Raw genomic sequence first — 25,681 nt, forward strand, 5'->3', positions numbered from 1 at the left:
CCCTTTCAAAAATTCTTCCAAAATGAAGTTATCGCAAGAATTCCCCTTTTGGGGGTAGGGTACTGCTATTTTAAACCGCTACATTATATTCCCTCAAAGCATCGTTAAGAGAAGTCTTTTTGTTTGTAGATTCTTTTCTTTTTCCAATAATTAACGCACAGGGAACATTGTATTCTCCCGCAGGAAATTTCTTTACATAACTCCCCGGAATTACTACCGATCTTGCCGGAACAATCCCTTTCATTTCTTGAGGTTCATCACCGGTTACATCTATTATTTTTGTAGAAGCGGTAAGTACCACATTAGCTCCTAAAACTGCTTCTTTTTCAACTTTAATACCTTCTACTACAATACTTCTTGAGCCAAGAAATGCGTTATCTTCTATAATAACGGGAGATGCTTGTAGAGGTTCTAAAACACCGCCAATTCCTACTCCGCCACTAAGGTGAACATTTTTGCCAATTTGGGCACAACTACCAACGGTAGCCCAGGTATCTACCATAGTACCTTCGTCTACATAAGCACCAATATTTACATAGCTCGGCATCATAATCACTCCGCTAGAAATATATGCTCCATGTCTTGCCACTGCATTGGGAACTACACGAATTCCTTTTTCTTTATAACCTCTCTTTAATGGGATTTTATCGTGGTATTCAAAAATACCTGCTTCTAAAGTTTCCATTTGCTGGATAGGGAAATAAAGTACTACGCCTTTTTTTACCCACTCGTTTACCTGCCAGCCGTTTTCGGTAGGCTCTGCGGTACGCAATTTGCCGGCGTCTAATAGCGAGACAACTTCGCGAATGGCTTTTATGGTTTCTGTATCTTTTAGAAGCTCACGGTTTTCCCAGGCAGCTTCTATTGTATTCTTTAATTGTTCCATACGTAAATATCGTTTGTTGTAAATTTGTGAACGGTTTATGTCTTTATTTTATATTCTCTTATAAAATCTAAAATACTATATACAAAGAAACCTATTCCTATCATTTCAAAAAGTTCTTCAAAAGTAGACAATATAAAAGTATCTGGTACCCTTAGTAAATTCTCGTTTTGTAGCTGGTTATACTCTACATACCAGCCGGTAAACATTTCTATTACCATGGCCCCCGAGACGAAAATTGCTCCCGCCATTATAAAGTTTAATCTTGTTTTCTTAGGAAGTTTTAGTAAGGATTTTAATAATGTTAACCCAATAAGAATCAATGCAATTCCGTAGGGCACTACCCAGGCGAAGAAAAATATGCCTGACGTTTCTACATTTTCCCCAAAAGCTCTTCCTACCTTCTCATGAATAACAAGCAACTCATCAAGACCTATAAACAAAATAAGAATACTTAAAAATATCCAGAAACTTTTGACCTTCTTAATGCTAAGCTTACTAAAAGCTATAATGGCCAGTAGAATTGATGCAGTAAAATGAAGACTACTGGAAAAAATAGTAGGCGCGTTTCGCTCCAGGTTAAAATTGGTTTTTCTGAAAAAATAATCTCTTTGCTCTAAATTGTTATAATAGAAATCTAAATAACTTAAAATATTTAGCACCAGGAGGATCAGAATACACACTAAAATTCCCGTAAATATTTTTTCAGGATAATTCTTTTTCAATTTTTCTCATTTTTAGAAGTGCAAAGCTAAAACAATTAGAAGAATTTCACACCTAAGCCTTAAATAATAGATTAGCCAGGACAAATTTTTATATTGTCTATTTAAGCGTATTTTTGCAAACGAAATGGGAAGAGTATTAGCACTTGATTTTGGGACAAAACGCACTGGTATTGCGGTTAGTGATGAGCTTAAAATGATTGCCTCAGGATTAACTACCGTAAAAACACCGGAACTTTTAAATTTTCTCGATAAATATTTTAAAGAGGAATACGTAGAATTGGTGTTAGTGGGAGAACCTAAGCAAAAAGACGATTCAGCTTCAGAAAGTGAAGTGTATATTCAGGAATTTTTAAAGGTTTTTACTAAAAAATTTCCCGAAATGCCTATGAAAAGGGTGGACGAAAGGTTTACTTCCAAAATGGCATTTCAGTCTATGATAGACAGCGGACTTAAAAAGAAAAAACGTAGGGATAAAGCCCTGATAGATGAAATAAGCGCAACGATAATTCTGCAGACTTACTTATACGAGTAATTAAGTAAGAATAAATAATAAATTAGAAGCTGAAACAAGTTTAGCTTGACGTTAAAAAATGAATAGTGAATAATGATTAATGAATAATTTTTCGGAGGTTCATATTATGAAAAACGACTTAATTAAACGTTCCAATATTTTCGCACATAAATGTGTGAAATTGGCAATAAATCTTCCTAAAAATAAATTGGGGAGTCATATTGAAGGTCAGTTGATACGGTGCAGCACCTCCGTTGCAGCAAATTATCGGGCTGTTTGTTTGGGACAATCAAAAAAAGCGTTTATTTCAAAATTAGGAATAGTAATTGAAGAAGCCGATGAATGTATTTTCTGGATTGAGTTTGCAAAGGATGAAAATTTGATTAATGAGGAAAATTCAAAAGAGTTGATCGTAGAGGCCAAAGAGTTGACATCAATTTTTATAGCATCAAGAATAACCTCGGTGAGAAATCTCAATTCTGGAAAATAGGATTATAAATTATACATTATAAAATATACAATTAAAAAGAATGATTTTACCAATTGTAGCTTACGGAGATCCGGTTTTACGAAAAAAATGTAAAGAAATTCCGGAGGATTATCCAAAACTGGATGAGTTGATAGAAAATATGTGGGAAACTATGTATAATGCTTTTGGTGTTGGTTTGGCCGCACCACAAGTTGGGAGGCCAATACGTTTGTTTCTCGTAGATTCAAGTCCGTTTGCTGAAGATGAAGAATTAGAACTTCAGGAACGAGAAGAGCTTAAGAAACTAAAAAAGGTTTTTATCAACCCTAAAATTGTTGAAGAAGAAGGAGAAGAATGGGCTTTTAACGAAGGCTGTTTAAGTATTCCTGAAATTAGGGAAGATGTATTTAGAAAGCCAAAGATTACCATAGAATATCAGGATGAAAATTTTGAAGCGCATCGTGATACTTTTACCGGCTTGTCTGCGAGGGTAATTCAGCACGAATACGACCATATTGAAGGAATTTTATTTACCGATAAACTATCCAGCTTAAAAAAACGTTTGCTAAAAGGAAAACTCTCCGGCATTTCTAAAGGGAAAATAAAGATTGAATATAAAATGCGTTTTCCTGAAATGAAAAAAGGACGGTAATCACTTTGATAATTAGTTCTGGCAGCTGATATTTGCCAGCCAAAATTTAACACACACTCTATGGGATTAGATAAAATATTAGCGATTTCGGGAAAACCCGGTTTATACGAATTAACCGCACAAAGCCGTGGCGGATTTATTGTGAAATCAATTCCTGAGGGAAAGAAAATGGCCGTAAATATTCGCCATAATGTTAGCTTGTTAAGCGAAATAGCGATTTATACATATACCGAAGAAGTTCCGCTTGCGGAAATCTTTGAAAAGATGAAAGAAAAGGAAGATGGGGGAGAGGCAATAAGCCACAAATCTAATAAAGCTGAATTGGAGAATTATTTTGCTGAAATTTTACCCGATTATGACGTAGACCGAGTTTATGCCAGCGATATGAAGAAAATTTTCCAATGGTATAACTTGTTGGTTAAAAACGGAATAACCGATTTCTCTACTGAAGAAGAAAAACCAGCCGATAAAGATAATACAGGGGAGGAAGAATAGGAACTTAAATATTTCCTGTTATTTCTAACCAAGCAATTTGTATTGAATTATCGAACATCGAAATGACATTCAAAATACAAACCTCACAGGATTTTAAAACCTGTGAGGTTTTTTAATACCTTCAAAAATTCCGTTATCCCGGATTAAGTTCGAAATCACACTAAGTTTGCTTTATAATTTATAATAGATTTCAAGTATTTTTGGCATAAAAATTTTGAGTTCCCCCTTCGGGGGTTAGGGGGCTTTTAATCCAAAACCCCTAAAAACTTTAGTCCAAAAATAAACGCGCCTTCCCGCTGTCCATCCATATTAGAAACCACGTAATCTAATCTTAACAGCCTGTATTTTCCAAAGCCAAGGTTATCTATTCCTACTGAATATTCAGAATAAGGTTTGTTATCTTGAGTATAAAGAGCGTGAGCGCCAACTACCAAATTATAATTAAGCTGATTTAAAAAAGGAATTTTTCCTAACACCCAGCCTTTAAAATCGTGTTCGGCGTGTGCTTCAGCATAGGTTTTGTTGGTACTCATCGCATAATAGGGCAGGAGGTTGAATCTAGATAAATTGCTAAAACCATTATTTACCCGGGTTTGATTTCCAATAAAATGCCGGTAATCTACAAAGGCCATATCTTCAGCATTTAAAAAAGTTCCACCATTTAAATTATAGCCAAATTCACCTTTATTGGCCAGTTTTAAAGTTTGGGTTACCGAAGCTTTAAATTGATCAAAATTATATTCTTCTATACTCGCGCCAAAGCCTTTCTCATATCCCAGGTACAATGTGGGATATTTCTCGTCATTAATATTGAATTTTCCGCTGGGATAACTCATATACTTTTGCCCGAATCTTATTCTGGTAGTAAGATTCAGTTTAAAAATGTCGTGTTCTCTGAATAAAATGGTGCCAAAATGTTGCGGATCTATTGGATTGTTGGAAGTGTATTCTACACCTTCATTATCAATAATTACCTGGTCGGTATTGTTAAATAGCGGATTTCTATTTTCATATCTAAAATCTCCAAAAAAGTATAATCCGTTAGATATTTCCTGCTGGTACGCGATTTCTGCAAAAGAACGTTCATAAAGTTTCAGGTAATTGTGTTCAAAGAATATGGTAGTAATATCGTTTAATCGTTCCGAAATTGGAGTTCTATCGTTAATTTGTGCGGTTTCTATTCCTCCAGAAAGCCTTAAAACCGGCCTGCTGGAGTTATTAAATTGTTTCTGAAATCCTCCTTTAATTCTAAAGCGTTCTTCACTAAAACCGTAATTAAGCGTTGTATATAAACGCCAGAATTTCCCGGAGTTCTCGTCTTCAGCGTCATTTTGCCTATATGAAATTGTGGTAGAAGTATTCCAACCCTGTACGGTATTAAAATGCGTACCCATAAGCGGGGAACTTATATTAAAATACCTGTCTTTGTGGGAATTTTGCCAGGAATAGCCAAAAACAGGATCGGTTAAATTGAATTTATTTCGTACTCCGTCAATCGAATCTAAATAAGGTTTTGAATTCCGAAGCGTTTGAATACTGTCTTTTTTTACATAATCGTTAATTTCCTCATCGGTTAGCGGCACCGGGCGCAACTTTTGCCAATAAGTAGAATCTTTTTTATTCGCTGCTTCAGCAAAAGACATAATCTCATTACCAAAATCGTTTTTGCTGAATTCCGGTTCAAAATCATAATTGCTGTAAACCGCGGTAAACCTACCATCTCCAGAAATTCCAAACATCGCAAATTTAAAATCTACAGTTTGTGAAATTTGAACGTAAAACCCGTTTTCTTTAGAGAAACGGTAATTCTGTTTAAAATCTAAAGTTTCAATGGGTGGCACCTGTATGGCCTGGCCGGTGGTTTGCAGCTCTACCCCAAAAATTTGCCAAAGGTCTTCCACGATATAAATAAAACCAGAAAATACCCGGTCTTTTTCGCGTTTAGGACTTACTTCTATTTTATTGATAAGGTTTCCGTTTTCATCATAAAAAGTTCCGTCTAACTTATAATCGTAGTAATTAAAGGCATATTCGGCGATTGGGGAAACCATTTCGCTGTTAATCTCAATGGTATTTTCATAGAATGAAAAATAAGATTCCTGCGCCGAGTTTAAACTGAAACCATTATCGTCGCCACTAACTTTAGAGGCAATTATTTTTTCCTTAAAATCGTCTGGACGTTTATATGCAATTTCAGAAATAGTTTCACTTAAATAAACAATACCGCTTCGGGTAGAGTCGAGGCCGCCGCCAAGATCGCCAATTTCCTGCCCAAGTATCTTTTCCGGGGCATTTTTAATTCGCCATAATCCGCGAGAATAATAATCGGCAGAATATGCTTCAAGTTTTTCTGCATTTCGTTTCCTAAAATCAATAGCTTTTCTAATAATTGCATTCGCGGGATTTTCTCCTGAAGAAATATTTACTTCATCTAAACTGGTGGTTTCCGTTTTTAGACTAATATCTAATTCGTACGGAAACTCTTCAACTGAAATAGTCTTTTTCTGTGTTTGATAACCTAAAAACTGAAATACTAAATTGTAATTTCCAGGCTGATTTATTTTTAGCTCATAAAAGCCATTTTCGTTAGAAGTGGTTCCAAATCTTCCATCTTCCGTATAAATATTTACATAAGGGAGGCTTTTATTATCGGTGTCGGTAAGCTTGCCGGTAATTTGTGCCGATAAATTAATTGATGAAAGAATAAGAAAAATGATGATGATTTTTTGATGCATGATGATGAATTTTTTGATGCAACCAAAATAGACAAAATAATTATAGTTTATGGAAGCTGCTGAGCGCTGTAAATTAAACTTTTTTCTTCTGAAATAATCCAAACAAACCTAAGGCTGGCCCTATAGCGAGTAAACTCAAGCTATAAACCGGTGCTAATTGATTTAAAAAAGTAATTAACTGAATACTGAGAATAGTAATGGCAAAACCAATTGAATTCACAATGGTGAGTGCTGTTCCTTTAATATCTGGTTGAGCATTGCCGGCTACTAATGTTGAGAATAAAGGAGAATCTGCTACTACTACAATTCCCCAAAAGCATAAAAATGCAATAAGTATTGTTGCTGAGGGCTGAAGAAAAATAAAGGGGAAAATGATACAACATAAACCTGATAGAAACAAAGCAATAGCGGCGGTGCGTTTTACCCCAACAAATTCTGAAATATAACCACCCAACACACACGAAAGTCCGCCAATTCCTATAATTATAAACGACCAAAAAGGAATATCAAAATTGCTTTCGGAAAATGAGACCTTATACATGGCTAAAATAATAGGCACAAAAGCCCAAAATGTATAAAGTTCCCACATATGGCCAAAATATCCAAAAGCGGCGCTACGCAGATTTTTATTTTTAAAAACACTAAAAACAGCATTTACTTTAAACTTCCCCTTTGCTTTTCTAAACGGGCCATTGGGAACAAACAAGAAAATTAAAAGTCCGCCGAGGAACGCGAAACCAGAAGTTGCCATAATCACCCATCGCCAGGGCAGGGCTTCGGTGGCGGTAAAAGTTTTTAAAAAATGAGGAAATGCTGTGCCTAAAACCAGCGCACCTACCAGGTAACCAAGCGATTTTCCGAGTCCTTTATCATAATAATCTGCAGCAATTTTCATTCCTACGGGATAAATTCCGGCGAGTGAAAATCCGGTGAGAAAACGCAGTAGAAGCAAGGAGTTTAAATTATTGTTTTCCAGAACGATTCCCAGGTTAAAAATCGCGCCAAAAACAGCAGAAATAAAAAAGAGTTTTGAAGGTGAGAATCTGTCAGCCAGGCTAAGAAAAGCAAAGATGAGCGTGCCTAAAATAAAACCGAATTGCACCGCAGAGGTTAAATGCCCCAGCGCTTCGTTGTTTAAATTAAAGTTGAGGTAAAGCTCTGGCATTACGGCATTCCCGGCAAACCAAAGCGAGGTGCAGCAAAACTGGGAAAAAACTATTAGTGGTAGAATCTGTTTTGCCGGCTGCATCCAGATACTATTTGTATTCTTTCTTAATCCTGTCTAATTTCCTTTTGCTTTCGCGGTCTTTTATCGTTTCTCGTTTATCGTAGAGCTTTTTACCTTTTGCCAATGCAATTTGCATTTTCGCCAGCCCGCGATCGTTAATAAAAACGCGAAGCGGAATTATGGTTAGTCCGGAATTCTTTACTTCTTTTTCCAGTTTTCGTAATTCGCGACGTTGTAATAGGAGTTTCCGTTCACTTTTAGGATTATGATTAAAATGCGTGGCGTGAGAATATTCTTCAACGTGCATATTAATTACGAATAATTCGTGATTCTGAAATTCACAAAAACTCTCAGCTATAGACGCTTTTCCCTGCCTGATGGCTTTTATCTCGGTACCGGCCAGTTTAATCCCGGCCACGTATTTATCGAGGATTTCATACTCAAACCGGGCCTTTCGATTTTTTATATTTATAGTATTGCTGGTCTTCTTCATAAGAAACAAAAATAGGAAGCTTTACAGAAACTTTACCTGTATTTACAGAATTCGTAACACTTTAAAACGATTTTACTCGATAATCGAGATTTAAATGCTCCGTCCCGAAGCATCGGGATGCCCCGAATCAAAATGTTTTTCTTATAAAATGCCTCGTGGGCTTGTCCCGAGGCATTTTACGAAGAATTACCAGCTTACTCCCTGGTAAAACGCTGTTGTACTACTTCTTCCTCACCATCTTCATCAAAATCTTCCATTCCTTCAACTAAAAGCGTTTCAGAGTTTAGAGTAACAATATCCAGAACAACCATTTCGCTATCAGTTAACGTGAGTGAAATGCTATTTTCGTTTGCTGTATATGTTCCTTCGGCATCAACGTCTTCTTCACAACCCCAGATATCAACCTGCCGATAAGTTCCATCTTCATTGAATTCAACATAATCTTTACCGCAATCTTCGTGATCATTATAAGGTATTTCTTCGCCCTCTACGATCATGGCGTCAATATACCAGGTGCCCACTAAATTTTCATTTATTTGTTGCGGTTCTTCGGGTGAATCATCATCTGAATCACAGGCGGTGAATAATCCAAAGCTTAAAAATGCGAAAAGTAAAATTTGTTTTTTCATAGGTGTATTTGATTAGAAGCTGCAAAATAGTAAAATGAAAGCGAAATAAGGTAATCTCACGACTTCTATATGTAACTTATGTAACGTGTCAGTTCAGCATTTTATTTACCTTTGCAAACAATTTTGATATCTCAAAACCTTTCAATATTTATAATTTAAAGATGAAAAAATACATTTTAGGAGTGCTTATTATAGCAGTAACTTTTGCCTGTAATTCTAAACAAGAAAATGTACAGCAAATTATAGATAAGGCCATTGAAAATGCAGGTGGAGAAAATTATAATAATGCCGAAATTAGTTTCGATTTTAGAAAAGGGTCCTACAAAAGTATAAGAGAAGGCGGAAAATTTGAATTAAAGCGTATCCTGCCCGATTCTACCGGCACTCAATATCGCGATGTGGTAAATAATGAAGGTTTTACGCGGTATTATAAGGATACTATGGTGCAACTTTCAGATTCTATGAAAAATGTGTATGCCAACTCGGTTAACTCTGTTCACTATTTTGTTCAGTTACCATTCGGTTTAAACGATGCCGCGGTAAATAAAGAATTAATAGGAAAAGACACTGTTCATAATAAAGAATATTATGAAGTGAAAGTTACTTTTAATGCTGAAGGCGGGGGCGCAGATCACGAAGATGTATATATGTATTGGATTGATACTCAAAATTACAATGTAGATTACCTGGCTTATAGTTTTGAGGTGAATGATGGTGGGCTACGTTTTAGAAAAGCTTATAACCCAAGAACTATTAAAGGAATTAGGTTTGTAGATTACGAAAACTATAAAACCGATGATTTGGATACCCCGTTAAAACAATTGGATGATCTTTATGAAGCCAGGCAACTGGAATTACTCTCCAAAATTGAAAACAGGAATATTGAAGTGAATCTTTTGGAGTAAACCTGAAGAATTTTCTTACGTACATCTGTTAATTCTTCCTAATTAACGCGTTGTTTTAAAAGCTTTAACAACGCCTTAGTTCACATTCTTTGCCTCAGTTCATAACTTTAAATTTCCAAAAAAATAGTTATGAAAGAGAAAACATTGAAAACCATTAACCCGGCTACGGGAAAAGAATTAGACACTTACGATTATTTTACAGACCAGGAAGCAAAAGATGCTGTGGAAGAATGTCATCAGGCATTTTTAAAATGGCGTGAAAAATCTCCAAAACAGAGAGCTGAGGTAATAAAAGTAATAGGTGAGAAGTTAACCGAACACAAATCTGAATTGGTGAAATTAATGACTGCCGAAATGGGTAAATTACTCAAACAGGGAGAGCAGGAAATAGATCTTTGCGCCGGAATTTGTGAATGGACAGCAGCCAATGGTCCTGAAAACTTAAAAGATGAAGAACGGGAATTGCCAGATGGTGGTCGCGGAATAATTACTTATTCTCCACTTGGTGTAATTTACGGCATCCAGCCCTGGAATTTCCCGGCTTACCAGGTAATTAGATACACAATTGCTAACCTAATGGCAGGAAATGGAGTTTTATTGAAACACGCTGAAAGTGTTACCGGTTCTGGATTACTGCTTGAAAAAATATTTAAGGAAGCCGGCTTGCCAAAAGACCTTTTTAAAGTGCTGTTAATAGATCACGACCAGTCAGATTCTATAATTGAGCACGATCTTGTTAGAGGTGTAACCTTAACCGGAAGCCCCGGAGCCGGAAAAATAATTGGTAAAAAAGCAGGTGCTAACCTTAAGAAAACTGTTCTGGAACTTGGTTCAAACGATGCTTATTTAGTACTTGAAGATGCCGATATTAAGAAAGCAGTGGAATGGTGCGTGAAAGGTAGAGTTTACAATAATGGCGAAACCTGTGTTGCTGCTAAACGTTTTGTGGTCACCGAAAAAGTTTACGATGAATTTAAAGAAGCTTTTGTAGAAAAGATGAAGAATTTAAAGGCCGGGGACCCAACCAGCGAAGACAGCGACCTGGGACCAATGGCGAGAGAGGATCTACGGGAAGAATTGCACGGGCAGGTTGAAGACAGTGTAAAAAAGGGTGCTGCTGTACTTTGTGGCGGTAATATCCCTGATGGTGATGGTTTTTATTATCCTGCTACCGTTTTAGCAAACGTTAAACCGGGACAACCCGCTTACGACGATGAGCTCTTTGGTCCCGTTGCTTCGTTGATAAAAGCTAAAGATGATGAAGATGCAATGAGAATTGCTAATGATAGCCGCTTCGGACTTGGAGGTGGTATTTTCTCTGAAGATGTTGATAAAGCCGTAGAACTGGCCAGCAAACATTTTGATACCGGAATGGTATTCATCAATTCTTTCGGTCTCGCACAACCAAATATGCCTTTTGGTGGCGTGAAAAATTCAGGTTACGGCCGTGAACATGGTGGCTTCGGACTTAAAGAATTTGTAAATGCCAAAGCGATTAATATCCTAAACGGATAATTTTCCAATTATGCTTATAGAAAAATGTAGTTTGAAGGCTTTTAGTTTTTAAACTACATTTTTTTTTAATCTAAATATAAAACTTGCGAAGTCCTGGAATCATCTGGATGAATGGTCACTATAAATAAACTGCCGTAGACTTTTTCATCAAGATCCTGGTATTTTTTTCTTCCTAAAATATAATTTACCCATTCGGGATTGAGGTTGCTGTGACCCACTACCAAAACTGTTTTATTCTTAGTGCTTTCCTGAAATTCTTTATCGTTTAATTTCTCTGTATTATAGAATTTAACCTCTTTACTCTTAGATTTAGCAATGGGTTGGGCGGTATTTAATGTTCGTTTATAGTCTGAACTATAAATAAGGTCAAAGTCTATATCCTGAAATGTTTTTACCCAGTTCTGGGTTCTTTTTCGGCCGGCTTCAGTTAGTTCAGGATCCTCGTTTTTAGCATCGGTAGTGTCTTTTTCGGCGTGACGAATAAAGTAATAAGTCGTGATTTCTTCTGAAGGATCTTTTGCATCTTCCATAATTTCTTCAGGTTCCTTATCTCCAAAATTGCAGGAGGTTAATAATACAATACTGAATAATAAAAAGTAACGCATATTTTTAATTTATTTCCAGTTCTAAAAGTATAAACTGGGTTATTTGATCACTAAAGCTACTAAAATTATCGTCTGAAACCAGCATTAAAGATTTTTGTCCATTAGGTAAATCGGGGCCAAAGGTCATTCCTTCAATATTGTCTATAGTTTCTTCAGTGAGAAAATTTTTAACCGTTTTAAAATTGAAAACCAATCTTTTTTCTGCGTACTGATAATTAGATTTGCTGAGGTTTTCCATTTCTAAAGTATTGGTAGCCTTAGAAGCATCTACCTCAAAAATCTTTACCGTATTTCCGTTAGAACCATAGCCGGCAGAGTAGGCCCGTTCCAAAACCAGGAATTTATCTTCAGCATATTCTAAAATTTCGGTAACACCATTTACCGCAAACCAATTGATGGGCAATTTTGAAATTCCGTCTAATTTATAAGCGAATTGTTTCTCTGCCTTTCGTGTATTTTTATCGTATTTGGTAATTCTAATCGGGGAGTTTGTAGCGAAGATTTTAGGTTTAGGTCCGTCTTTTTTCAGCGGAAGTTCCATCGCAACCCAATATCCGATTTTATTAAAACTTTCGGCGATCCCTTCAAAAACACCATTATTTCTGGGTTTTTGCTCTCCTGAAGCTGTAAAATATTCCGGAATTTTGTAAGCTGAAAGAAATTCCCCTTCAGTAGAAATATGAAAAACTGAGGGATCTTTACCATTTTGAATAGAACCTTCAGCCGAAATAACCAGTTGATTTTTTTCAGCATCAAATCTAATTCCTTCTAAATCGGGTGTGTGTTTTTTATAAAACTCATTGTTTTTATTTAATTGTACCACTTCAGTAATTAATACGGTATCTATAGAACGATTTAGTAATGGAATTTCAGCTTTATAAATTCTTGGATTAGAAGCTTGATCGCAAACCAGGTAATAAGTTCCGTCGTAATAATCAATTCCCGAAAGTCCGCCAACTTTTGTCCCTTCAACTTCCAGATTTTGTGGTATTACCACATCGTCTAAATAACGCAATTTAATATTTGAATTGTCAATATTTTTCGTTGTAGCGCAGCCAAAAAGGCTTATAGCTACAAGGAATAAAAGAAGTTTTTGCATCAAGAGATTTTAGGTTTCAAAAATAACAAATCCTTAAGAGAAATATGGGAGTTTCTTGAGAGTTTAAAGGGAATGCAAATCTTAAATTGGTAATATAATTAACATCTAAAACCATATATTATGAATAATGATCAATTAGAAGGAAAGTGGAAACAAGTTAGAGGTCAATTTAAGCAAAAGTATGGCGATGTGACCGACGATGATACTACGTATTCTGAAGGAAAATTTGATGAGATGCTTGGCCGTTTACAGGAAAAAACCGGTAAGACCAAGGAAGAATTGAAAAAAGAGATAGATAGTATGTAACTCGCAACTATGAAAAAGAGAAAAGGCTCGGGAAAATTTTTCCGAGCCTTTTTTTATGGTTTTTTTGAAAAACTATTCGGTTTCTACCGGCTTAGTTTCATTTCTAAATACCAGTTGATCATCAAATTCATCTATGAGAATAATGCTGTGGGAGTGTTAGCTCAACTCTGTCTGCTTCTTCTCCCGGGGGTACCCCCGGGAGAAGAAAATTTTAGTTTTTCGTTTCATTGGTGGCTAAGTCCAACTCTAGCCGACCTTCAAATTTAATAGCTAATTGTTGAACTACCAAACCCCAGTTCTGCAGTGGGGCGTTCCATTTCTTTTCAATTCTTCTGGTAGCTAGGTAAACCAGCTTCAATAGTGCCATATCATTGGTAAAAGCGCCTTTGGTCTTGGTTACTTTTCTTACCTGCCGGTGAAAAGCCTCTACGGCATTTGTGGTGTATATGAGTTTTCTAATGGGTGCGGTATATTCAAAATAAGCACTCAATCGGTCCCAGTTATCATTCCAGGAACGGATCACTATGGGATATCTTTTGCCCCATTTTTCTTCCAGATCCAGTAAAGCCGATTCAGCCTGGTCTTTGGTGTCAGCCTTGTACACCAGTTTAAGGTCTTTCATAAAATCTTTTTGATCCTTACTGGCCACATACTTCATACTATTGCGGATCTGGTGGACAATACATAGCTGAATATCAGTCTTGGGATAAACAGAATGAATGGCTTCACTAAAGCCCGTAAGATTATCCGTACAGGCAATCAGAATATCTTTTAAGCCACGGTTGTTTAATTGGGTCAGCACCTGAAGCCAAAAATTGGCCCCTTCACTTTCCGAGATATACATACCCAGCACTTCCTTTCTTCCAGCTTTATTTATTCCTAAAATATTATACAAGGCCTTGTGCTTTACTTTGCCTTCTTCGCGTACCTTGAAGTGCATCGCGTCGAGCCATAGGATGCAATATACCGGCTCCAAGGGGCGATCCTGCCATTCCTTAACCTTGGGAATCACCCGGTCCGTAATATCACTTAGAACGTGTGTGGATATCTTGGAATCATACATTTCCTCTATATGAGCTGAGATATCCCGCAGGCTATTGCCCATCCCGTACATGCCTATAATCTGCTTTTCTAAATTATCGGCCAGGATACGCTGGCGTTTCGCTACGATCTCCGGCTCAAAGGTACTGTTACGATCCTGGGGCGTGTTAATGGTGACGTCCCCTTGGCTGCTCTTTAGGGTCTTTTTGCCTTTGCCATTACGCTTATTACCTGCTTTTGAGCCTTTTTCTTCATCGGAAAGGTGCGAAGACATTTCTGCTTCCAGGGCCTCTTCCATAAACTCCCTAAGCATTGGAGCAAAAGCGCCGTTTTTGCCGGTTAGGGATTCTCCTGATAAAAATTGTTTTAATGCTTTTTCCTTTAATTCCTTAATCTCTTCTTGTGTCATAATCTAGTCTAAAAATTTTAATTTAATTTTCAAAGTCTAGACAGACTTGAGATTACACCCTCAATGCTGTCGGTTTTAATATTGCCGCCAAGAATTTCTTTTGAAAGTTTATTGAGAACTTCTCGCTGCACCACTCTTTTTACCGGTCTTGCACCGAATTGTGGATCAAAACCTCGGCTGGCAAGATAGCTGATTGCTTCTTCGGTGGCATCTAAAACAATATGCTGTTTCTCCAGCATTTTCTTAACACCTTTAAGCTGAAGTGAAACAATTTTCCTGATATCCTTTTGCGTTAAAGGACTAAACATGATAATATCGTCTATCCTGTTTATAAATTCAGGTCTTACGTTTTGCTTCAATAACGCCAGAACTTCAGTTTTAGCCGATTCCATTGCTGTATCCAGGTCTTTCATATTCTCATATTTATCCTGAATAATATGGCTTCCCATATTTGAGGTCATAATGATAATGGTGTTTTTAAAATCAGCCAGGCGCCCTTTGTTATCGGTTAATCGGCCTTCATCCAATACTTGCAGTAAAATATTGAAAGTATCTGGGTGCGCTTTTTCAATTTCATCTAAAAGCACTACAGAATAAGGTTTTCTTCGAACAGCTTCGGTAAGCTGGCCGCCTTCATCATACCCCACGTATCCCGGAGGTGCTCCCACCAAACGACTCACCGAATGTCTTTCCTGGTATTCGCTCATATCAATTCGCGTCATCGCAGCTTCATCATCAAACAAATATTCGGCCAGGGCTTTTGCAAGTTCGGTTTTTCCAACTCCGGTGGTTCCCAGGAATAAGAAAGAACCAATTGGTCTTTTTTGATCCTGTAATCCTGCACGACTTCTTCTTACAGCATCACTTACGGCAATTATTGCTTCTTCCTGCCCAACCACACGTTTATGCAGTTCGTCTTCCAGTTTTAGTAATTTTTCACGGTCGGTTTGTAACATTTTGGTAACCGGAATTCCGGTCCATTTTGCAACAACCTCAGCGATATCCTCGTTAGTTACTTCTTCCTGTATTAGGGATTTTTCATTCTGATTTTCAGCTACGGTTTTTTGTAATACTTCCAGTTTCTCCTGGGCCTCTTTGATTTTTCCATAGCGAATTTCAGCTACTTTTCCATAGTCTCCTTCCCGTTCGGCGCGTTCAGCTTCAGCTTTAAAATTTTCAATATCAGATTTTAAGTTCTGAATATTATCTACCACACCTTTTTCATTCTGCCAACGCGCATGCAACTCGTTTCTATCTTCTTTTAAGTTAGCCAATTCGGCCCGAAGCACTTTTAATTTAGATTCATCTTTTTCACGCTTAATAGCTTCAATTTCAATCTCAAGCTGCATAATTCTTCTATCCAGAACATCTAGTTCTTCTGGTTTAGAATTAATCTCCATACGCAGTTTAGAAGCTGCCTCATCCATTAAGTCAATGGCTTTATCTGGTAGAAACCGGTTGGTAATATAGCGTTGCGATAGTTCTACCGCCGCGATAATCGCTTCATCTTTTATCCTAACCTTATGATGAGTTTCGTATTTTTCTTTAATCCCACGTAAAATGGAAATTGCACTTTCTGTATCGGGTTCATCTACCGTTACTTTTTGAAACCTTCTTTCCAGGGCTTTATCTTTTTCAAAATACTTCTGGTATTCATCTAAGGTAGTTGCACCAATTGCTCGAAGTTCACCACGCGCTAAAGCAGGTTTTAAAATGTTCGCAGCATCCATTGCGCCCTGGCCACCACCGGCACCAACCAGTGTGTGAATTTCGTCTATAAATAAAACGATATTCCCATCGCTGGAGGTCACTTCTTTTATTACCGCTTTAAGACGTTCTTCAAATTCACCTTTATATTTTGCACCGGCAATAAGCGCTCCCATATCCAGGTTGTAGATTACTTTGTTTTTAAGATTATCTGGTACATCGCCGGCAATTATTCTATGCGCTAAACCTTCGGCAATTGCCGTTTTACCGGTTCCCGGTTCCCCAACCAGCATTGGGTTGTTTTTGGTTCTTCGGGAAAGGATTTGTAAAATTCTACGAATTTCTTCGTCTCGGCCAATTACAGGATCCAGTTTTCCTTCCTCGGCCATTTTGTTTAAATTGTTGGCGTATTTATCTAAAGAGTTATAGGTTTCTTCTGCGCTTTGGGAAGTTACACGATCGCCTTTTCGTAATTCTTCTATCGCTGCTTTTAAGGATTTTTCAGTCGCTCCCTGGTCTTTTAAGATTTGGGCCACTTTGCTTGATGACTTAAAAATGGCGAGGATAAGATGTTCAATAGAAACATACTCATCTTTCATTTTTTTTGCGATGGTAGAAGCTTCGTTAACCGATTTTCCTGCTTCGCGTGAAAGTATGATATCGCCGCCGCTTACTTTCGGAAAACTCTGTAAGGTTTTATCCAGAATTTCGTTAAAGAGGTTGACGTTAATATTGAGCTTTTTCAATAAAAAAGGAGCTACATTTTCGTCAACAATACTTATTGCTTTAAAAATATGCTCATTTTCAATTTGCTGATGGCCTAATTCCTGCGCAAGTTGTTGAGCTTGCTGAATTGCCTCCTGTGATTTTATAGTAAAATTGTTGAAGTTCATAGTTGTTATTTTTGAGAAGAATAAAGCAATTGATATACCATTAAAAAATTAAGACAAATTGGCTGATTTTATTCAGAAATTAACGTCAAATTGACACTTGGGTTAAAATATTGAAAATAATTTTGATTTGAGGAGAAGATTAAATTTATTAAGAATTAATTTTATACTAAAGAAAAAACTATGGGCTTACTAGATAAAATATTTAAAAGTGATGGGGATGAAACGAAGGAGAAATCTGAAATTCCGTGGACAGATTTAACCGATAAAGACCAGATTACAATTGCCAAAGAGGAATCTAAAGATAAATTAATTGGGATTTTTAAGCATTCTACGAGATGCGGTATTAGCAGAATGGTGCTTAGAAATTTTGAAAAACAATACCAGGAAAACGAAAACATAAAACTCTATTTTCTTGATTTGGTAAAACATCGGGATGTTTCTAATGCGGTGGCAGATGAATTGAGCGTGAGACACGAAAGTCCGCAGTTTATTGTTTTAAGGGATGAAAAAGTAGTACACCATGCCTCTCATCAGGATATTGATGCTACAAAATTGGAGGATTTAGCCTAAAAAAATAAATTCTTGTTAAAACTGCTGGCAACCTGAGTTTGATGGAATTGCCTTTGTATCTTTTATCTACGAAAACCAATAAATTAAAAAACAATGGCTAAGAAGGAAGATATTAAGAAAATGGAGGAGAACTGGGAGTCTTTAAAACAGGAGGATAAAGACCGGGAGCAGGAAGAATTTCGTGATCTTAAACAAAAAGAACGCAAAAGGGATAAAGATAAAGCTGAGAAAAATAGTAAAAAAGATTCAAAAAGCGAAAAAGCCAGTGCCCGGGAAGAGCGGGAATTTATGGATCAAGCCCAGAAGGAAAAAACCGCAAAGAAAGATAAGCGATAAACCGAGAAAGAACTGCTTTATTAAACCTCTGTATTCGAGCAAAACTGAAGCAGTTCTATCTTTTACCCGATAGTCAAGATTTAATGCTGTGAGGTATTTTACTGATTTTTATAATAAGACTATTCTTCTACGCTTTCCTGCTTAGCGTCTTCAAACTCAATATCTTTATCTATAGAACCCTTGAAAGCTTCTATCCAGGCATTTTTAAAAATGTTTAAAACTGTTGTCCAAACGCCAGATTCCACCTTATTTAAATCTCCTTCCAAAGGAACGCGAGTAGCCAGAGTATCGGTACCCTGGTTTTTAAGAACAAACTTAAAGAAACCAACGAAACCTTCCCATAATGTCTTAAAGAAACCGCCTTCGTCATTCTTTGAAAGAAGTTTTGTGTTGATTAACATCGGTTTTATATAACCTTTTAAAAATCCGTCGGCTATAGCAACTTCGCTATATAATTCAAAGGTTCCACTTTCAAAATCCACTCCGGCATATCGGCGGGTAATATCATTTAAAGACGTGGCTTCAGCTTTCTTCAGGCTAAATTCCATATCTATATCAGGGATTTGTTTTAGCAAATTTAAATTTCCGTGAATTTCAACATCGCCACCACCCATAGAAACAGCATTGGCCCACAAGTGGGAGGGAAGTTCTTTCTCTTTGTCCACAACATTACTAAGGTTATGCGCTTCCAAACTAATCTGTTTTAAAAACAAGCTGATTTGTGGATCGGCAGATACTTCTACAAAATTCGCAGTCCCGTTATGCACTGCAAAATGGTTGATATCTATTGGTACCAAATTAGTGAGGGCTTCAGTCCAATCTTCAACATCTGCTTCATCTTCCTCTTCCTGATTTTCGAAAATATAATTGAAATTAGGATCTTGCATTTCAATTTCACTAACAATCTTTCCTTTAAATAAAGAGCGCCAATCTATAGAAATATCGCTATACGGAAAGTCTAAAAGTGGTTTTTCTCCCTGGGAATTCTCTTCCTGTAAGATTAAACCTTCTATTTGGTAGGCGCCACGCCAAAGGGATAGATCAATATCTGAAACACTGCCTTCGTAGCCGGGAATATTATTAAGAGTTTTGGTAACATAATTTTCTAAAATATAAGGAAGTGCGATCCTGCCAATAATTAATAACGAAACAATAAGAATAGGCAATACATACCTTTTCTTACGGTATTTTTTTCTGTTCCCATTATCACTCATGCGCAGTATTTTATGCTAAAATGAGATTAATAATCAGTATGTTAAGTTAAAAATTTTTTAAAAATACTTATAAAAAAATGCTAATTAATATGAATTGTATAGGAAGCTTCAAAGGTTTTTTGGGCTTCAAGAGTTTCAATTCCTTCTTTGGTTTTTAGGTTTTGATCGGTACCTTCAACATCAGCAATTCCCAACCAGGGTTCTATACAAACATATGGTGCACCCGGTTTCGCCCAAATGCCTAAATTCTTAAAATCCTTATATTCCACGCTTAAAACGGTACCCAAGTTTTTACTTTTTAAGGCTATTTTTTTTGAAGGAATTTTTTTTAAAATCAGTGCATCTTTAGCGAAAAGCTCTTTATGCAATCTAATTTTATCTTCATTATCTAAAATTCCTACAGTTTTATCACTTACCAGTCCGTTTTCACATAAAACGTGAGTTCTAAGATCCATTTTTCTATCAAACTCGAGGTAATAATCTTCGTAAACTTCATTTTCACTAATAGGGGCATTAAACGCAGGATGCCCGCCTAACGAAAAATACAAAGGTTTATCATCTAAATTAGAAATTTTATGATGTACAGTGAGCGATTTTTTATTTAATTGGAAAGAAATTTCAAAACGGAATTTAAAAGGAAAGATCGCCAGCGTTTCTTTAGAATACGCCAATTGAAAAACCAATTTATTCTCTGTTTTTTCTTTTAACTGAATATTCTCGTTATGCCTAACAAAACCGTGCTTTGGCATTTTGTATTCTTTGTCTTCAAAAATGAATTTCCCCTCTTTTAAAACACCAATTACCGGAAATAAATTTGGCGCCTGGCTTGCCCAGAATTCGGGATTTCCCTGCCATAAATGTTCAATTCCGGTCTCCAGGTTTTTAAGGCTGGATAATTCAGCACCAATGGGATTGACTTTTATACTTAGAAATTCATTCTGTAATTCGTGCATTTGGGTTATTTTTTTCTTTTTCGGTTAGCATTTTTATCACCGCGGGTTTTTGGCTTTTTATACTTTTTGGCAATTTCCCTTCGGTAAGATCCACCAAGATTTTCTTTTCTGTTTTTCTCTTTTTTCTCGTGAAATGCAGGTCCCGGAGCATCTTCATCTTTATTTTTCCCGGGATTATTGATTTCATAAACCTTAGGTTGCTCTTCCGGAATTAATTCTGAAGAAATTTCAATTTCCGCTGGTAATTCTTCCTGCGGAACTTCCATTTTCATCAAAGCTTCAATTTTTTCAAGCGATTCCATTTCAGCTTCCGTAGTCATTAATATCGAATTCCCTTCCTTTTCGGCCCTTCCGGTACGGCCAATTCGGTGCATATAATTTTCAGGATATTTGGGCGTATCAAAATTAATCACATGACTCACCGATTCAATATCAAGTCCACGCGCCATAACATCGGTTGCTACTAAAATTCGGCAAAATCCGCTGCCAAATTGTTTGATGCTTCGCAGACGATAATTTTGAGTTTTATTGGAATGAATCACCGTGCATTCATCCCGGAAATACTGTTCTAATTCCGCGTAAAGTCGGTCGGCCATTCTTTTATAAGCTACAAAGATCAAAACCTTGGAGTAGGTTTCTTTATCTGCTAAAATATGTTTTAGCAGATTTACTTTAGTATAGAAATTCGGGATTTTATAACCGGTTTGTTTAATATTATCAAGTGGCGTTCCGCTGGCGGCTACAGAAATAGTTTGCGGACTTTTAAAATTAGCTTCGATTAGATTTTCAACATTTTCGGTAATAGTTGCTGAAAACATAATGTTTTGACGGTTCTCCGGAAGCAGTTCAAAGATATTATTGATCTGAAATTTAAAGCCCAGGTCTAACATTACATCTACTTCGTCTATCACTAATTTTTGAATAGATTTTAGCTGAAGCGCACGCCTAAGCACAAGATCGTATAATCTTCCCGGTGTTGCTACCACAATATCCTGCCCCCGCAAGAGCGATTGATGTTGAGTGTTCATATTTACGCCGCCGTAAATTCCGGTAGTGCGAACATTCATATAAGCAGTTAATTTTTCAATTTCTTCAGCTACCTGCACCACAAGTTCCCGTGTAGGTACTAAAACCAATACTCGCGGATTTTTTTGTTCCGAATATTTAAGCATTCGTAATATTGGAAGCATATAAGCAAAGGTTTTTCCGGTACCGGTTTGCGCGATTCCCACCATATCTTTCCCAGACATTATTGTAGAAAAAGATTCCTCTTGGATGGGCGTAGGCGTGTTAATGCCAATATCTTCCAGCGCATTGCGCAGGGGAGTGGTAATATTTAAATCCTGAAAAGTCACTAAATGAAGTTTTTATGAACTGGCAAAGTTAGTGAAACTCTAATTTAAAATTGCTGTAGGCAATTTTAAATTAGCTAGTTGAACTAATCCCGCTGCAGGGCGGGATCTCAACTCCTCAATATATCTTGAATAAATAAGTCGAATTTAAATTAGTTAGATGAACTAATCCCGTCGTAGAGCGGTATCAGCGAAATTTTACTTCAGTAATATCTAAAAATATATTTTGTATTTTTGAATAAAACCTGTTGTTATGGATTTGCAAACGCGCAAAAAAGAATTTGTAGATGAGTTTCTGAAAATTCAGAATGAGAAGGCTATAGCGCGATTTGAAAAGTTGCTAAAAAGGGAAAAACAATCTTCGGAAGAAAATATTGAACCAATGAGCCAGGAACAACTGGATTCGGATATTGAAAAATCTCTTGAAGATTCCAAAAATGACCGCGTTATGGAAGCCAAAGAACTGAAGCGTAAAATGAGGGAATGGAATTAAGTGTTTATTGGACAGAATTTACTCAAAATAAACTCATACAAATTAAAGAATATTACATTAATAGAGCGAGTATAGAAATTGCGGATAAGCTTATAAATGGAATAATTGACAGAGCAATAGGTTTGGAGAAAAGTCCATTTTCCGGTCAGCTAGAAATAAGTTTAGAAAGTAAACCACAAAACTTAGATAGACCTATAAAAATTATAAAATTATTTACTGGATTAATCAGGCTAAAAACCGAATTGATATTGCTACGGTTTTTGATACACGGCAAAACCCAAAAAAGCTTTCTAAAATTAATTAAAACCTCTCTTTTATATAGTAAAAGCAATATTATTTATTTCCCTATTTTTGGTAAAAATCAATTAGATGAAAAAAATCCTCGCCTTTGCCGGTTCCAATAGTAGCACTTCACTTAATTTTCAGCTATTAACCCACGTGGCCAATCGCATCCAGGGGCATGAAGTGAAAGTTCAGGATTTTAACCAGTATGAATTACCTATTTATAGCGCCGATAGGGAAAAAGATAGAGGTATTCCCGTAAGTGCTAAAATAATTAATAAGATAATCCAGGAGCATGATGCTTTGGTAATTGCAGTAAATGAACATAACGGCAATGTATCAGCCTATTTCAAAAATATAATCGACTGGCTTTCCCGATTAGACCGCAACTTCCTGGCCAATAAAAAGATATTGTTGATTAGTACCTCTCCCGGCAAACGGGGAGCCGCATCTGCTTTAGAATATACGAAAGGAATTTTACCAAGATTTGGCGGTGAGATTATAGAAAGCTTCAGTTTACCTTCTTTCAACGATAATTTTAAAGACGGGAAGATGCTAAATGAAGTGCTGGATATGGGAATAGAAGATGTGTTAACTACTTTTTCTCATCAATTGGAATCGGGCAAGATAGATTAATTCGCTTTCTTCACATTAGGGCTAAACTCTTCGTTGGCCTTTCCTATATTGTGCAGTTCGGCTTCAGTTTTTCCTGTGATTCCCATATCTTCTTTATGCTTATCTACAGGACTTCCAAATAAAATTATCCAGGCTTCTTTTAACGATTTTGCCTTTCCAATATCCTTTCCAACTTCAATCCATTCGTGGAAAACAAGGAAAAATGGATTGTAGGAGTTTACGGGTTTGGTAATACCGTAACGGGGTTTTTCATCTTCTTCCTGGAAAGTTCCAAAAATGCGATCCCAAAATATAAACGTAGAACCGTAATTTTTATCGAGGTATCTTTCATTTACCGAATGGTGTACCCGGTGATGCGACGGCGTGGTGAAAATATATTCAATTGGTCGAGGTAATTTTTTTATCAATTCAGTATGAATCCAAAATTGGTAGAGTACTGCAAGCTGGTGAACTATAAAAAATACCAATGGATGGAAGCCTACCAAAACTACCGGCAAAAAGAAAATTATTTTTAAATTCTGTGTCCAGGACAATCTAAAAGAAGTCGATAAATTATAATGTTCTGAAGAATGATGAACTACATGTGTTGACCACCAAAAACGTTGTTCGTGTGCAAACCGATGGGACCAGTATCTGGCAAAATCTAACAATATTAAACACAAAACATAAGACCACCAGGTAGGTGGTATTTTAAAGGGTGCCAAATTAAAAAAGAAAAGGAAAATCATAAAGACCCCAATTTTCATGAATCCGTTCAGGATTAAATTACCAACCCCGATAGCTGTAGAAGCTAGAAAATCTTTCCCTGAATAAAGGTTTTTGTATTTTTTTCTTCCAATTAAAAATTCAATTAGAACAAACAGAAACATAAGTGGTGCTACTATCCAAATAACTGTAGTGAAATCAAGGTTTTCTATATCGGCTAAAGTGAGTTTTTCTGAATTTGTAAACATTGGTAATATTGGATCTTTATCTTATATTTTGTACTCGATAGGCTTGGATTAATATTAAACTTTTTTCCTGCAAATTCAAAAGTATTTTTTAGTTAATTTCTTTCCGTTTTTACAGCGCTTTGTTTTCCATTAAACCTTCAGCAAAATTACAAAATATTTTAAATATGTGCTACGTTAAATTGTTCTTACCTTTGCGCTCCAAATTAGAAGCCAGGTGCGCACCAAATCGACTTACACTTTAGAAGAACCATTAAAATTTAAACAACAATTGTTGCAATGGAGCCGGGAGTTTGAAGAAATTGCCTGGCTGGATAGCAATAATTATCATCAGGATCACGGCGAATTTGACGCTTTGCTTGCCCTCGGCGCGTTTACCGCAATAAAAACCGATTATCACCAGGCTTTTGCGAAGCTTCAGGAATACCAGCAAACTACCAAAGACTGGATTTTTGGGTATTTGTCTTACGATCTTAAAAATGATGTGGAAAGGCTTTCTTCTAAAAATCACGACGGATTGGATTTCCCGGATTTGTATTTTTTTCAGCCTCAAAAATTATTTCTGCTGAAAGGAAACCATTTAGAAATGCATTATCTAAGAATGGTAGATGATGAAATTGAAGAAGATTTTACCAAAATTTCAAATCTCCCAACAAGCCAGACGATAACTGAAACCGGAGAACCGAAAACCGAGAACTCACAACCGAAGATACAATCCCGAATTTCTAAAGAAGAGTATCTTCAAAAAGTCGAAAAAATGCTCGCTTACATCCAGCGTGGCGATATTTATGAAGCTAATTTTTGTCAGGAGTTTTTTGCAGAAAATAGAGAAATGGAGCCTTTTAAAGTATTCCAGGATCTTAATGAAATCTCCGGTCCTCCATTTGCTACTTTTCTCAAACTGGAAGAACATTATTTACTTTCGGCTTCACCGGAGCGCTATTTAAAGAAATCTGGTTCAAAATTAATTTCCCAACCTATAAAGGGAACAGCCAGGCGTTCGCAGAATCCAGAAGAAGATATCAAAATTGCAGAAGAGCTTTCCAAAGACCCAAAAGAGCAATCTGAAAACGTGATGATTGTAGACCTGGTGCGAAACGACCTTTCTAAAATTGCCAAAAAGGCTAGTGTAAATGTAGATGAACTTTGCAAGGTTTATTCCTTTAAACAAGTGCATCAAATGATCTCTACGATTTCTGCTGAAATTGATGATGGCATTCCGCCAGTAGAAGCTTTGCGCGCAACATTTCCTATGGGAAGTATGACGGGCGCTCCAAAAATTTCAGCAATGAAAATTATCGAAGAGCTGGAAGAAACAAAACGCGGACTCTACAGTGGGGCCGTAGGTTATTTCACTCCAAACGGAGATTTTGATTTCAACGTGGTAATACGAAGTATTCTTTATAATTCAGCTAAAAAATATGTGTCTTTTTCGGTTGGAGGGGCGATTACTGCGGGTTCTAAACCGGAGAAAGAATATGAGGAATGCCTACTAAAAGCAGCCGCAATGCGACAGGCTTTAAAATAATTTTTTCGGAATAAAATTTCGCAAACTGCCAACTGAAACACTGCCAACTGTTTTCGTATCTTTGATT

27 protein-coding genes are annotated in these 25,681 nt (G+C 36.6%); 13 read left to right on the plus strand and 14 right to left on the minus strand.

Annotation, left to right across the window (positions count from 1 at the left end):
* Nucleotides 1-70 precede the first annotated feature (70 nt).
* Complete coding sequence (locus B5488_RS17260) at nucleotides 71-886, minus strand: 2,3,4,5-tetrahydropyridine-2,6-dicarboxylate N-succinyltransferase (protein ID WP_079736386.1); 816 nt, start codon at nucleotides 884-886, stop codon at nucleotides 71-73.
* 35 nt (nucleotides 887-921) lie between these two features.
* The gene (locus B5488_RS17265; RefSeq protein WP_079736387.1) at nucleotides 922-1,608 is read right to left on the minus strand and encodes a hypothetical protein; all 687 of its coding nucleotides are present in this window, start codon (nucleotides 1,606-1,608) and stop codon (nucleotides 922-924) included.
* 124 nt (nucleotides 1,609-1,732) lie between these two features.
* Here B5488_RS17265 and ruvX point away from each other — a divergent pair, with 124 nt between their 5' ends.
* The 4 genes from ruvX to B5488_RS17285 all read left to right on the plus strand — a co-directional run bounded on the left by ruvX (nucleotide 1,733) and on the right by B5488_RS17285 (nucleotide 3,735).
* Nucleotides 1,733-2,140, plus strand: coding sequence for a Holliday junction resolvase RuvX (gene ruvX, locus B5488_RS17270; RefSeq protein ID WP_079736388.1), 408 nt, complete (start codon nucleotides 1,733-1,735; stop codon nucleotides 2,138-2,140).
* A 106-nt stretch (nucleotides 2,141-2,246) separates the two neighbouring features.
* Nucleotides 2,247-2,609 (plus strand): four helix bundle protein, encoded by a 363-nt coding sequence (locus B5488_RS17275; protein WP_106197172.1) that lies wholly within the window; start codon nucleotides 2,247-2,249, stop codon nucleotides 2,607-2,609.
* A gap of 40 nt (nucleotides 2,610-2,649) precedes the next feature.
* Nucleotides 2,650-3,240, plus strand: coding sequence for a peptide deformylase (gene def, locus B5488_RS17280; protein WP_079736390.1), 591 nt, complete (start codon nucleotides 2,650-2,652; stop codon nucleotides 3,238-3,240).
* Between the two features lie 60 nt (nucleotides 3,241-3,300).
* On the plus strand, nucleotides 3,301-3,735 hold the full coding sequence (locus tag B5488_RS17285; RefSeq protein WP_079736391.1) for a DUF5606 family protein: 435 nt from the start codon (nucleotides 3,301-3,303) through the stop codon (nucleotides 3,733-3,735).
* Between the two features lie 245 nt (nucleotides 3,736-3,980).
* Here the strand turns inward: B5488_RS17285 and B5488_RS17290 are convergent, their stop codons facing one another.
* The 4 genes from B5488_RS17290 to B5488_RS17305 form a co-directional block, all read right to left on the minus strand.
* Complete coding sequence (locus B5488_RS17290; RefSeq protein WP_079736392.1) at nucleotides 3,981-6,470, minus strand: DUF5686 and carboxypeptidase regulatory-like domain-containing protein; 2,490 nt, start codon at nucleotides 6,468-6,470, stop codon at nucleotides 3,981-3,983.
* A gap of 73 nt (nucleotides 6,471-6,543) precedes the next feature.
* Nucleotides 6,544-7,719, minus strand: coding sequence for an MFS transporter (locus tag B5488_RS17295; RefSeq protein ID WP_079736393.1), 1,176 nt, complete (start codon nucleotides 7,717-7,719; stop codon nucleotides 6,544-6,546).
* A gap of 7 nt (nucleotides 7,720-7,726) precedes the next feature.
* The gene (smpB, locus tag B5488_RS17300; protein WP_075326275.1) at nucleotides 7,727-8,191 is read right to left on the minus strand and encodes an SsrA-binding protein SmpB; all 465 of its coding nucleotides are present in this window, start codon (nucleotides 8,189-8,191) and stop codon (nucleotides 7,727-7,729) included.
* A 194-nt stretch (nucleotides 8,192-8,385) separates the two neighbouring features.
* Nucleotides 8,386-8,820, minus strand: a complete 435-nt coding sequence (locus B5488_RS17305; protein WP_079736394.1) for a lipocalin-like domain-containing protein — start codon at nucleotides 8,818-8,820, stop codon at nucleotides 8,386-8,388.
* 161 nt (nucleotides 8,821-8,981) lie between these two features.
* Here B5488_RS17305 and B5488_RS17310 point away from each other — a divergent pair, with 161 nt between their 5' ends.
* Entirely contained in the window at nucleotides 8,982-9,725 is a 744-nt protein-coding gene (locus B5488_RS17310; protein WP_079736395.1) for a DUF6503 family protein, read from the plus strand.
* Nucleotides 9,726-9,854: 129 nt separating this feature from the next.
* Nucleotides 9,855-11,240, plus strand: coding sequence for an NAD-dependent succinate-semialdehyde dehydrogenase (locus B5488_RS17315; RefSeq protein ID WP_079736396.1), 1,386 nt, complete (start codon nucleotides 9,855-9,857; stop codon nucleotides 11,238-11,240).
* A gap of 65 nt (nucleotides 11,241-11,305) precedes the next feature.
* Here the strand turns inward: B5488_RS17315 and B5488_RS17320 are convergent, their stop codons facing one another.
* A complete protein-coding gene (locus tag B5488_RS17320; RefSeq protein WP_079736397.1) occupies nucleotides 11,306-11,845 on the minus strand; it encodes a SixA phosphatase family protein in 540 nt (179 codons plus the stop codon).
* Between the two features lie 4 nt (nucleotides 11,846-11,849).
* A complete protein-coding gene (locus B5488_RS17325) occupies nucleotides 11,850-12,944 on the minus strand; it encodes an esterase-like activity of phytase family protein (RefSeq protein WP_079736398.1) in 1,095 nt (364 codons plus the stop codon).
* A gap of 120 nt (nucleotides 12,945-13,064) precedes the next feature.
* On the opposite strand from B5488_RS17325, the gene B5488_RS17330 reads away from it, so the two are divergent.
* Nucleotides 13,065-13,250 carry a CsbD family protein gene (locus B5488_RS17330; RefSeq protein WP_079736399.1) on the plus strand — a complete coding sequence of 62 codons (186 nt, stop codon included), beginning with the start codon at nucleotides 13,065-13,067 and terminating at the stop codon, nucleotides 13,248-13,250.
* A 211-nt stretch (nucleotides 13,251-13,461) separates the two neighbouring features.
* Here the strand turns inward: B5488_RS17330 and B5488_RS17335 are convergent, their stop codons facing one another.
* Together B5488_RS17335 and clpB are read right to left on the minus strand one after the other, a co-directional pair.
* Nucleotides 13,462-14,700 carry an IS256 family transposase gene (locus B5488_RS17335; RefSeq protein WP_079733433.1) on the minus strand — a complete coding sequence of 413 codons (1,239 nt, stop codon included), beginning with the start codon at nucleotides 14,698-14,700 and terminating at the stop codon, nucleotides 13,462-13,464.
* 29 nt (nucleotides 14,701-14,729) lie between these two features.
* Complete coding sequence (gene clpB / locus B5488_RS17340) at nucleotides 14,730-17,300, minus strand: ATP-dependent chaperone ClpB (protein WP_079736400.1); 2,571 nt, start codon at nucleotides 17,298-17,300, stop codon at nucleotides 14,730-14,732.
* Between the two features lie 180 nt (nucleotides 17,301-17,480).
* On the opposite strand from clpB, the gene ytxJ reads away from it, so the two are divergent.
* On the plus strand, nucleotides 17,481-17,870 hold the full coding sequence (gene ytxJ, locus B5488_RS17345; RefSeq protein ID WP_079736401.1) for a bacillithiol system redox-active protein YtxJ: 390 nt from the start codon (nucleotides 17,481-17,483) through the stop codon (nucleotides 17,868-17,870).
* 93 nt (nucleotides 17,871-17,963) lie between these two features.
* Nucleotides 17,964-18,206 (plus strand): hypothetical protein, encoded by a 243-nt coding sequence (locus B5488_RS17350; RefSeq protein WP_079736402.1) that lies wholly within the window; start codon nucleotides 17,964-17,966, stop codon nucleotides 18,204-18,206.
* A gap of 119 nt (nucleotides 18,207-18,325) precedes the next feature.
* Here B5488_RS17350 and B5488_RS17355 read toward each other — a convergent pair whose 3' ends face one another.
* From B5488_RS17355 to B5488_RS17365, 3 genes are all read right to left on the minus strand, one after another.
* Nucleotides 18,326-19,420: a DUF748 domain-containing protein gene (locus B5488_RS17355; protein ID WP_079736403.1), complete on the minus strand. Its 1,095-nt coding sequence runs from the start codon at nucleotides 19,418-19,420 to the stop codon at nucleotides 18,326-18,328.
* An 80-nt stretch (nucleotides 19,421-19,500) separates the two neighbouring features.
* Nucleotides 19,501-20,373, minus strand: a complete 873-nt coding sequence (locus B5488_RS17360; protein ID WP_079736404.1) for an aldose 1-epimerase family protein — start codon at nucleotides 20,371-20,373, stop codon at nucleotides 19,501-19,503.
* A 5-nt stretch (nucleotides 20,374-20,378) separates the two neighbouring features.
* Nucleotides 20,379-21,728 (minus strand): DEAD/DEAH box helicase, encoded by a 1,350-nt coding sequence (locus B5488_RS17365; protein ID WP_079736405.1) that lies wholly within the window; start codon nucleotides 21,726-21,728, stop codon nucleotides 20,379-20,381.
* A gap of 250 nt (nucleotides 21,729-21,978) precedes the next feature.
* Here B5488_RS17365 and B5488_RS17370 point away from each other — a divergent pair, with 250 nt between their 5' ends.
* From B5488_RS17370 to B5488_RS17380, 3 genes are read left to right on the plus strand one after another with little or no spacing between them, the layout of a single operon-like run.
* A complete protein-coding gene (locus B5488_RS17370; protein WP_079736406.1) occupies nucleotides 21,979-22,218 on the plus strand; it encodes a hypothetical protein in 240 nt (79 codons plus the stop codon).
* Entirely contained in the window at nucleotides 22,209-22,622 is a 414-nt protein-coding gene (locus B5488_RS17375) for a hypothetical protein (protein ID WP_079736407.1), read from the plus strand. Before B5488_RS17370 ends, B5488_RS17375 begins: the two co-directional genes overlap by 10 nt.
* Complete coding sequence (locus B5488_RS17380; protein ID WP_079736408.1) at nucleotides 22,588-23,136, plus strand: NADPH-dependent FMN reductase; 549 nt, start codon at nucleotides 22,588-22,590, stop codon at nucleotides 23,134-23,136. The genes B5488_RS17375 and B5488_RS17380 overlap by 35 nt, the downstream gene beginning before the upstream one ends.
* Here B5488_RS17380 and B5488_RS17385 read toward each other — a convergent pair.
* Nucleotides 23,133-24,089 (minus strand): sterol desaturase family protein, encoded by a 957-nt coding sequence (locus B5488_RS17385; RefSeq protein ID WP_079736409.1) that lies wholly within the window; start codon nucleotides 24,087-24,089, stop codon nucleotides 23,133-23,135. The two genes, B5488_RS17380 and B5488_RS17385, sit on opposite strands and share 4 nt — an antisense overlap.
* 214 nt (nucleotides 24,090-24,303) lie before the next feature.
* Here B5488_RS17385 and pabB point away from each other — a divergent pair, with 214 nt between their 5' ends.
* Complete coding sequence (pabB, locus tag B5488_RS17390) at nucleotides 24,304-25,614, plus strand: aminodeoxychorismate synthase component I (protein WP_079736410.1); 1,311 nt, start codon at nucleotides 24,304-24,306, stop codon at nucleotides 25,612-25,614.
* Nucleotides 25,615-25,681 lie beyond the last annotated feature (67 nt).

The organism is Salegentibacter salegens (assembly GCF_900142975.1).
Taxonomy (GTDB): Bacteria; Bacteroidota; Bacteroidia; order Flavobacteriales; family Flavobacteriaceae; genus Salegentibacter; species Salegentibacter salegens.

Coding starts and splice junctions, on each gene's coding strand:
- B5488_RS17385 (WP_079736409.1), bottom strand. CDS start 24,089: ATGTTTACAAATTCAGAAAAACTCACTTTAGCCGATATAGAAAACCTT.
- B5488_RS17315 (WP_079736396.1), top strand. CDS start 9,855: ATGAAAGAGAAAACATTGAAAACCATTAACCCGGCTACGGGAAAAGAA.
- B5488_RS17350 (WP_079736402.1), top strand. CDS start 17,964: ATGGCTAAGAAGGAAGATATTAAGAAAATGGAGGAGAACTGGGAGTCT.
- B5488_RS17370 (WP_079736406.1), top strand. CDS start 21,979: ATGGATTTGCAAACGCGCAAAAAAGAATTTGTAGATGAGTTTCTGAAA.
- B5488_RS17330 (WP_079736399.1), top strand. CDS start 13,065: ATGAATAATGATCAATTAGAAGGAAAGTGGAAACAAGTTAGAGGTCAA.
- def (WP_079736390.1), top strand. CDS start 2,650: ATGATTTTACCAATTGTAGCTTACGGAGATCCGGTTTTACGAAAAAAA.
- B5488_RS17335 (WP_079733433.1), bottom strand. CDS start 14,700: ATGACACAAGAAGAGATTAAGGAATTAAAGGAAAAAGCATTAAAACAA.
- B5488_RS17290 (WP_079736392.1), bottom strand. CDS start 6,470: ATGCATCAAAAAATCATCATCATTTTTCTTATTCTTTCATCAATTAAT.
- ruvX (WP_079736388.1), top strand. CDS start 1,733: ATGGGAAGAGTATTAGCACTTGATTTTGGGACAAAACGCACTGGTATT.
- smpB (WP_075326275.1), bottom strand. CDS start 8,191: ATGAAGAAGACCAGCAATACTATAAATATAAAAAATCGAAAGGCCCGG.
- B5488_RS17320 (WP_079736397.1), bottom strand. CDS start 11,845: ATGCGTTACTTTTTATTATTCAGTATTGTATTATTAACCTCCTGCAAT.
- B5488_RS17310 (WP_079736395.1), top strand. CDS start 8,982: ATGAAAAAATACATTTTAGGAGTGCTTATTATAGCAGTAACTTTTGCC.
- B5488_RS17305 (WP_079736394.1), bottom strand. CDS start 8,820: ATGAAAAAACAAATTTTACTTTTCGCATTTTTAAGCTTTGGATTATTC.
- B5488_RS17375 (WP_079736407.1), top strand. CDS start 22,209: ATGGAATTAAGTGTTTATTGGACAGAATTTACTCAAAATAAACTCATA.
- B5488_RS17360 (WP_079736404.1), bottom strand. CDS start 20,373: ATGCACGAATTACAGAATGAATTTCTAAGTATAAAAGTCAATCCCATT.
- B5488_RS17325 (WP_079736398.1), bottom strand. CDS start 12,944: ATGCAAAAACTTCTTTTATTCCTTGTAGCTATAAGCCTTTTTGGCTGC.
- B5488_RS17260 (WP_079736386.1), bottom strand. CDS start 886: ATGGAACAATTAAAGAATACAATAGAAGCTGCCTGGGAAAACCGTGAG.
- B5488_RS17275 (WP_106197172.1), top strand. CDS start 2,247: ATGAAAAACGACTTAATTAAACGTTCCAATATTTTCGCACATAAATGT.
- B5488_RS17295 (WP_079736393.1), bottom strand. CDS start 7,719: ATGCAGCCGGCAAAACAGATTCTACCACTAATAGTTTTTTCCCAGTTT.
- B5488_RS17380 (WP_079736408.1), top strand. CDS start 22,588: ATGAAAAAAATCCTCGCCTTTGCCGGTTCCAATAGTAGCACTTCACTT.
- clpB (WP_079736400.1), bottom strand. CDS start 17,300: ATGAACTTCAACAATTTTACTATAAAATCACAGGAGGCAATTCAGCAA.
- B5488_RS17285 (WP_079736391.1), top strand. CDS start 3,301: ATGGGATTAGATAAAATATTAGCGATTTCGGGAAAACCCGGTTTATAC.
- ytxJ (WP_079736401.1), top strand. CDS start 17,481: ATGGGCTTACTAGATAAAATATTTAAAAGTGATGGGGATGAAACGAAG.
- B5488_RS17355 (WP_079736403.1), bottom strand. CDS start 19,420: ATGAGTGATAATGGGAACAGAAAAAAATACCGTAAGAAAAGGTATGTA.